Below are 6,134 nucleotides of genomic sequence, written 5' to 3' on the forward strand. Positions count from 1 at the left end.
TGAGATATCGCTATCTCTTATTTAAAGCACTCACTCGATGTTCAGTTTTCAAAGGGCAATTTTTTTATTGCTTTACTCGGCTTTCATGGCCGGAGTTGTAATATAGCATATTCAAATCTATTATGCAACTGTGTTGTTTTTCCATTCTTAGGTGCGTAACCACAAGCTCAGATCCATCAACTTCATTGCTTTTGGTATTCTTTCGAACAACCAGAGTTGTAATATATCATATTCAACTCACTCTATGCAACTGTGTTGTTTTTCCATTCTTAGGTGCGTAACCACAAGCTCAGATCCACCAACTTCATTGCTTTTAGTGTTCTCTCGAACAACCAGAGTTGTAATATATCATATTCAGCACTCTTCATGCAACTGTGTTGTTTTTCCATTCTTAGGTACGCAACCACAAGCTCAGATCCACCAACTTCATTGCTTTTGGTGTTCTCTCGAACAACCGGATTTGTAATATATCACGATCTCCTTACTATTGCAAGCAGAAATCATATAAAAACATTTTCGTTCAACAATCTACAATTGAGGCATGAAAGAAAACCGTTGGAGGAATCATTTCATGAGGAAGCAGCTCAATTGACACCTGCTGCATGCAACAAAAAGAAATAAGCTTAGTCCGAGTCTACTCAGATCAAGCTTATTCCTCACGAACGTTTCCCGCATGACCAATAATGTAACAAGGGCTGCTATCAGCCCCCATATCTTATACGCCTAAATATTGATGTTGAATTTCCTCATTGATCAGGAGTTCTTCAGGTGTACCTTGCCATACAATTTGACCCTTGCTCATCACAAGCACGGTATCAGCCACGCCGCACGCCAAATAAAAATTTTGTTCAACTAAAAGAATCGATAACCCGGTCTGCTTTAATTTCCTTATAATATCTCCCACTTGCTCGATAATGACTGGAGCTAACCCTTCCGAAGGCTCATCCATGAGTATGAATTGAGGATTGGTCATTAATGCTCTTCCGATCGCCAGCATTTGCTGCTGCCCTCCGGACAATTGGGTCCCCATGTTGTTTTCCCTTTCCTTAAGAATAGGGAATAAATCATAGATGTCTTCCAGCCTCCAGCTTTTATCGCCCGTTCCCGTTTGCTTTCTATCTCTTGCGGGAACAATAAGGTTCTCGCGAATCGTAAGGGAAGGAAAGATGCGCCTTCCTTGGGGGACTAATCCGATACCGGCACGAGCGATTTTATTAGGCGCAAGCCCGGAGATCAATTTGCCCATATACGTAATGTTTCCTCGGCGCGGAGGAGTTAACCCGGCAATGGAATGAATCGTTGTCGTTTTTCCCGCACCATTACGCCCGAGAAGTGCAACGCACTTCCCTGTAGGTACTTCAAAAGAAAGCCCCTGCAAAATATGGCTGTTTCCGTAATACGTATGAACCTGATCAACCTTGAGCATGCTGCAGCGTCCCTCCTCCGAAGTAGATGGCTTTCACGTTCTCGTCGCCTTTGATCTGTTCCGGAGCTCCGCTTAAGAACACTTCGCCATGATGCAATACCGTAATGCGGTCAGCGATAGAGAAGACCACCTCCATATCATGCTCGATGACCAATAGCGTAATAGAACGAGGCATGCGTTGGATAAGCTTCGTCGTTTGGATGGTTTCAGCAGGTGACATACCTGACGTCGGCTCGTCCAAAAGCAGCACTTTCGGTTTGGAAGCTAGGGCGAGAAGCACTTCCAGCAACCTTTGTTCGCCGTAAGAAAGCTCATTAACAATACGGGTACGCCGCTCCCAAAGCTCCCATTCCTTAAGCAGCTCCTCCGTTTCTTCCAGCAATTGTGTGTTTTTATAAAATGGCTTATAAAAGTTGAACCGATATGGTTGACATGCTGTGATGGCTAGATGCACGTTCTCTTCCACGGTCAGAGCACCAAACAAATTGTTTTTTTGAAACGTTCTCGACATCCCGACACGTACAGCCGTGTATCCGGGAAGGCCGTTGATTTGTTTGCCATTCACCGTAACGGTGCCCTGGTTAATCGGCAATGTTCCTGTAATACAATTGAATAAGGTTGTTTTGCCGGCTCCGTTAGGTCCGATGATGACATGACGCTCCCCTTGCTTCACTTCTAGAGAAACGTCCTTCAAAACTTGTAAGCCTTTAAAAGACTTATGCAAATGCTCAACCTTCAGCAGACTCATGACCGTTCGCCTCCTTATGAAGTTTTGTAGGGTGCCGGTCTTTTCGCCGTTTTAGGTTTATCTTGTTCCATAACAGCAAAGCAATATGAATGACCCCGCCGCGTCTATAAAGCACAATGGCAACAAAAATCAATCCCATAACGATCGGCCAACGGTCCGTGTAGGAGCTGATATAATTTTGCAAAATTACGAAGAAGCCCGCACCTATAGCCGGTCCTATTAATGTTCCGACTCCACCGACAATAACCATGATCAGCGCTTGCCCAGAGAACATCCAATTGAGCAGATCAGGAGACACGTATTCATTGAAATAAGCATAAAGTCCGCCTGCAAATCCGGCCATCATCCCGGACAGTGAATACACGATCAGCTTATAGTAACGTGTATTATAACCAAGCGCCGTCATCCGGGCTTCGTTCTCTTTTATTCCTCTTATGCCTTTGCCAAGAGGAGAGACAATAAAAATACGAAGCAAAAAATAACAAAGTAAAAAGCAAACTGCCGTTACATAATAAAACCCTAACCTGCTTTCGATGGGGCCAAAGCCCAAACTGAAGGCCGCGCTAACCGATTTTCCGTCTGCACCGCCGGTGACGCTTTGCGCTTTATAAAAGATCGCGTATATCATTTGCCCGAACGCCAAAGTAATCATGAGGAAGTAAGGGCCTGATGAACGGATAAACAGCAAACCGGATACAAAAGCGGCGATTCCCGCTATAAGGGCAGCTGCAAGGAGCAGCACATAACTATTTTCTACATGCTCCCCAATCAAGGTGACCGCATAAGCGCCCAATCCGAAAAATGCGGCGTGTCCCAGCGATACAAGGCCAGCATAACCGATGATTAGTCCTAGGCTCATAACAAATATTGCCATAATCAATACTTCACTCGTCAGTTTGATACCATACGTGGTTAAGATGAGAGGTAACAGCAGCATAAAGGCGACAAAAGCGATACTTACGAACGCAGGTTTCTTCACGCGTGCGCCCCCTTACCGAACAGACCGTTTGGTTTCATTAACAAGACGACAATCATAATGGCAAACACCATGGCCATCGTTAATGACGGCAAATAAACGCGTCCAAGCGTATCAACGACTCCGACTAATATGGCCCCGACAAAAGCACCTTTCCAGGTTCCGAGACCGCCCACCACAACAATAACAAGCGATGAAATCAAAATTTCCGAATCGATGCCGACGTACATACCCATAATCGGTCCGCCCAAAACTCCGCTTAATCCGGCCAAACCGGCGCCCACGGCAAATATGCAAGTGAATACGCCCTTAATATTAATACCAAGAGCCGAAAGCATCTCCCGATCGTCGACTCCCGCTCTGATCACGGCGCCAATTCGCGTTTTATTTTCCATATACCAAAGAAATACCGCAAGTAAACAACCGATCAAAATGACAAAAATACGATACGCAGGAAACATCATGACCCCAAGATTCATGGAAACATCCAAGTTCATCGGAATAGGAAGCGTTAAAGGGCTGGAACCCCATATCCACTTTACGATATCGGCAAATATAAATGAAAGCCCGAACGTCAGTAGAACCTGCTCCAGTTCCATTCCATAAACACGTTCAAGCAGTAATTTCTCCATTAGGATGCCAAGTATGCTTACTATAACAATGGCAACTAGCAAGGATGGCCAGAATCCCATTCCTTGTTTCACGAATGAATACGCTACATATACGCCCACCAAGTAAAAAGTGCCGTGCGCCAAGTTGACGACATGCATTAATCCGAAAATAATTGATAGCCCGGCTGCAATCATAAACAAAAGCATCCCGTAGGCTAGACCGTTTAAAATATGCATGAGCAATGTTGTTCCAGCCATTGTATCCTCCTCTTTCTTAAGCGAAACATGGGTGGAACGGGAGGACAAGCCTCCCGTTTCCTTATCATCTCTTATTTATTTTTTCTCAGGTGGAGCATCAGGTATTTTCAGTCCCTTGACTGCGGTTCCTATAATTTCCTGTACGATCTTTCCGTCTTTCCATACATTTTTGGCCAAATACATATCTAATGCCAGGTTGTGCGTTTTTGGATCCATGGCAAGCTCGCCGCGCGGGCTGCTGAAGCTAATGTCTTTCAACACCTTGATCAAATCCTCAGATTTCGTGCTTCCTGTTTTTTCTATCGCTTTACTGATGACTTGCGCGGAATCATAACCTTGTACGTTAAAATAGTTAGGTACCTTGTTGTATTTCTTTTTAAAATCCTCAACAAACTTCTTGTTAACCGGATTGTCGAGTGAATAGTTGTACATCGTTGCCCCAATGATGCCTTCAGCGGCTTTGCCCGCCGGATCCGTTACGAGCGGATCCAAAAATTCCTGGGTGCCGGTTAGCGGAATTTTACCCTTTACACCGAATTGTTCGTACTGCTGAACAAATCGAATGGCATCTGTACCGGCCAAAAATGGAAAGACAAGATCCGGTTTCGTATTCAATATTTCTGTCAAGTAAGTTGCGTAATCGTTAGTCCCGAGCTTAGGGTATGCTTCCTTCACAATTTGGCCGCCTGCTTTAGTAAAGGCCTCTTTGAAAGCGTCAATCGTCTCGTGGCCCGCCGGATAATCAGGTGCGATAACATATGCCGTTTTTCCAACGTTCTTGAAAATATATTCGGCTCCCGGAACGCCGTCCTGCCAGTTCGAGATCGAAACCCGATAAATGTAATCGCTTTTCTTATCCCAAGAAATATCGTTAGCAGCCGCATTGGCATCGATCAATACGATTTTATCCTTCTCGATGACGTCACGCAGCGCATAAACGACCGCTGAGGAAATTGGGCCGACCAACAAATCAACCTTTTCGCTTTCAACCAGTTGACGGTATTTGCGAAGAGCGACTTGCGGGTTTGCCTCGTCGTCCTCGTACTTGATGGTTACTGGGTGATTGCCGATTTTGTTTCCGTTCAGTTCGAAATACAGTTCCATTCCTTCCTTAATACTTTCGGATAATGGAGCAAAGTTACCGGAAAATGATAAAATCGCGCCGATTTTCACCGGCTTATCTCCTCCACCCCCGGATGCACCACCCCCGGATGCAGGTTGGCTGCTATTACAAGCAGTAAGAACTAACAGCATGAATACCAGCATGACCGAGACTGTAATACTTGTTTTCCTGACTTTGCCCTTAGCGACCATCCAAAAACGCCCCCCACTTAGAGTTAAGAATGATACAAAATGTATGTAATCGCTTTACAAAAAGTTGTTATTAGCGTGCTTAACAACAACTTCCGACATATACAAAACAGCGTTCAAATCATGATTTGTCTTAAAAACACTGATTTTGTAAGCGTGTTCAGGTTAATGTCGGGCAAGCTGTTAATATAATACAATACGACCAGACGATTAGACAATAGCCATATTCTTCTATATTAAACGGATGATAAAAAATCCATTGGGCTTAGCGTGCCCCCATAGAATAGACATTGGCCCCCCTTGGTTAATCAGATGAATTTTAAGGGGGGCATTTGTTATGGCGATCAAAGGTCAAAAGCTTAGGCATTATTCTGAAGAGATAAAGAAAGAGATTATTCGGTTACAAATTGAGGGAGACTGGACGTATCGCAAAATCACAGGGCTCAATGGGGACGATGTGAGGAATATGATGAGATTCACCAAATAAAAAAAAATGTGGAGAAAGTCAAAAGACTTTCTCCACACTTTGAGACCACCGTAGTGGACTATTCTTGCTTGGCGACGTTCTACTCTCCCAGGACCCTGCGGTCCAAGTACCATCGACGCTGGAAGGCTTAACGTTCGTGTTCGGGATGGGTACGCGTGGTTCCCTTCCGCCATCATCACCAAACGGATGTTGATGCTTCTGCCGCGAAACATCAGATCTTGCCATTCAAGGCGGCTTGCACCTTGAAAACTGGATACGAAACTTAGCATGCTGAATGCTTTGACTTCACTAAAGTAAAAGTCTTTTTGGATAAGCCC

General features: G+C 44.6%; 6 protein-coding genes and 1 rRNA gene. 1 reads left to right on the forward strand and 6 read right to left on the reverse strand.

What is annotated here, in order from left to right:
• Positions 1 to 715: 715 nt before the first annotated feature.
• The 5 genes from JMF85_RS01195 to JMF85_RS01215 form a co-directional block, all read right to left on the reverse strand.
• The gene (locus JMF85_RS01195) at positions 716 to 1,426 is read right to left on the reverse strand and encodes an ABC transporter ATP-binding protein (RefSeq protein ID WP_127610785.1); all 711 of its coding nucleotides are present in this window, start codon (positions 1,424 to 1,426) and stop codon (positions 716 to 718) included.
• Positions 1,413 to 2,174, reverse strand: coding sequence for an ABC transporter ATP-binding protein (locus JMF85_RS01200; protein WP_127610786.1), 762 nt, complete (start codon positions 2,172 to 2,174; stop codon positions 1,413 to 1,415). The genes JMF85_RS01195 and JMF85_RS01200 overlap by 14 nt, the downstream gene beginning before the upstream one ends.
• Positions 2,155 to 3,153 carry a branched-chain amino acid ABC transporter permease gene (locus JMF85_RS01205; protein WP_196427012.1) on the reverse strand — a complete coding sequence of 333 codons (999 nt, stop codon included), beginning with the start codon at positions 3,151 to 3,153 and terminating at the stop codon, positions 2,155 to 2,157. Before JMF85_RS01205 ends, JMF85_RS01200 begins: the two co-directional genes overlap by 20 nt.
• Positions 3,150 to 4,019, reverse strand: a complete 870-nt coding sequence (locus tag JMF85_RS01210) for a branched-chain amino acid ABC transporter permease (protein WP_054800504.1) — start codon at positions 4,017 to 4,019, stop codon at positions 3,150 to 3,152. The genes JMF85_RS01205 and JMF85_RS01210 overlap by 4 nt, the downstream gene beginning before the upstream one ends.
• 75 nt (positions 4,020 to 4,094) lie before the next feature.
• Positions 4,095 to 5,192, reverse strand: a complete 1,098-nt coding sequence (locus JMF85_RS01215; RefSeq protein ID WP_236595698.1) for an ABC transporter substrate-binding protein — start codon at positions 5,190 to 5,192, stop codon at positions 4,095 to 4,097.
• A 475-nt stretch (positions 5,193 to 5,667) separates the two neighbouring features.
• On the opposite strand from JMF85_RS01215, the gene JMF85_RS01220 reads away from it, so the two are divergent.
• Positions 5,668 to 5,817 carry a hypothetical protein gene (locus tag JMF85_RS01220; protein ID WP_155615861.1) on the forward strand — a complete coding sequence of 50 codons (150 nt, stop codon included), beginning with the start codon at positions 5,668 to 5,670 and terminating at the stop codon, positions 5,815 to 5,817.
• A 66-nt stretch (positions 5,818 to 5,883) separates the two neighbouring features.
• On the opposite strand, the gene rrf is transcribed toward JMF85_RS01220, so the two are convergent.
• Positions 5,884 to 6,000: ribosomal RNA gene (gene rrf, locus JMF85_RS01225) — 5S ribosomal RNA — on the reverse strand.
• Positions 6,001 to 6,134 lie beyond the last annotated feature (134 nt).

The organism is Paenibacillus sp. EPM92 (genome assembly GCF_016586185.1).
Lineage (GTDB): Bacteria > Bacillota > Bacilli > Paenibacillales > NBRC-103111 > Paenibacillus_G > Paenibacillus_G validus.

Coding starts and splice junctions, on each gene's coding strand:
- JMF85_RS01195 (WP_127610785.1), bottom strand. CDS start 1,426: ATGCTCAAGGTTGATCAGGTTCATACGTATTACGGAAACAGCCATATT.
- JMF85_RS01200 (WP_127610786.1), bottom strand. CDS start 2,174: ATGAGTCTGCTGAAGGTTGAGCATTTGCATAAGTCTTTTAAAGGCTTA.
- JMF85_RS01210 (WP_054800504.1), bottom strand. CDS start 4,019: ATGGCTGGAACAACATTGCTCATGCATATTTTAAACGGTCTAGCCTAC.
- JMF85_RS01220 (WP_155615861.1), top strand. CDS start 5,668: ATGGCGATCAAAGGTCAAAAGCTTAGGCATTATTCTGAAGAGATAAAG.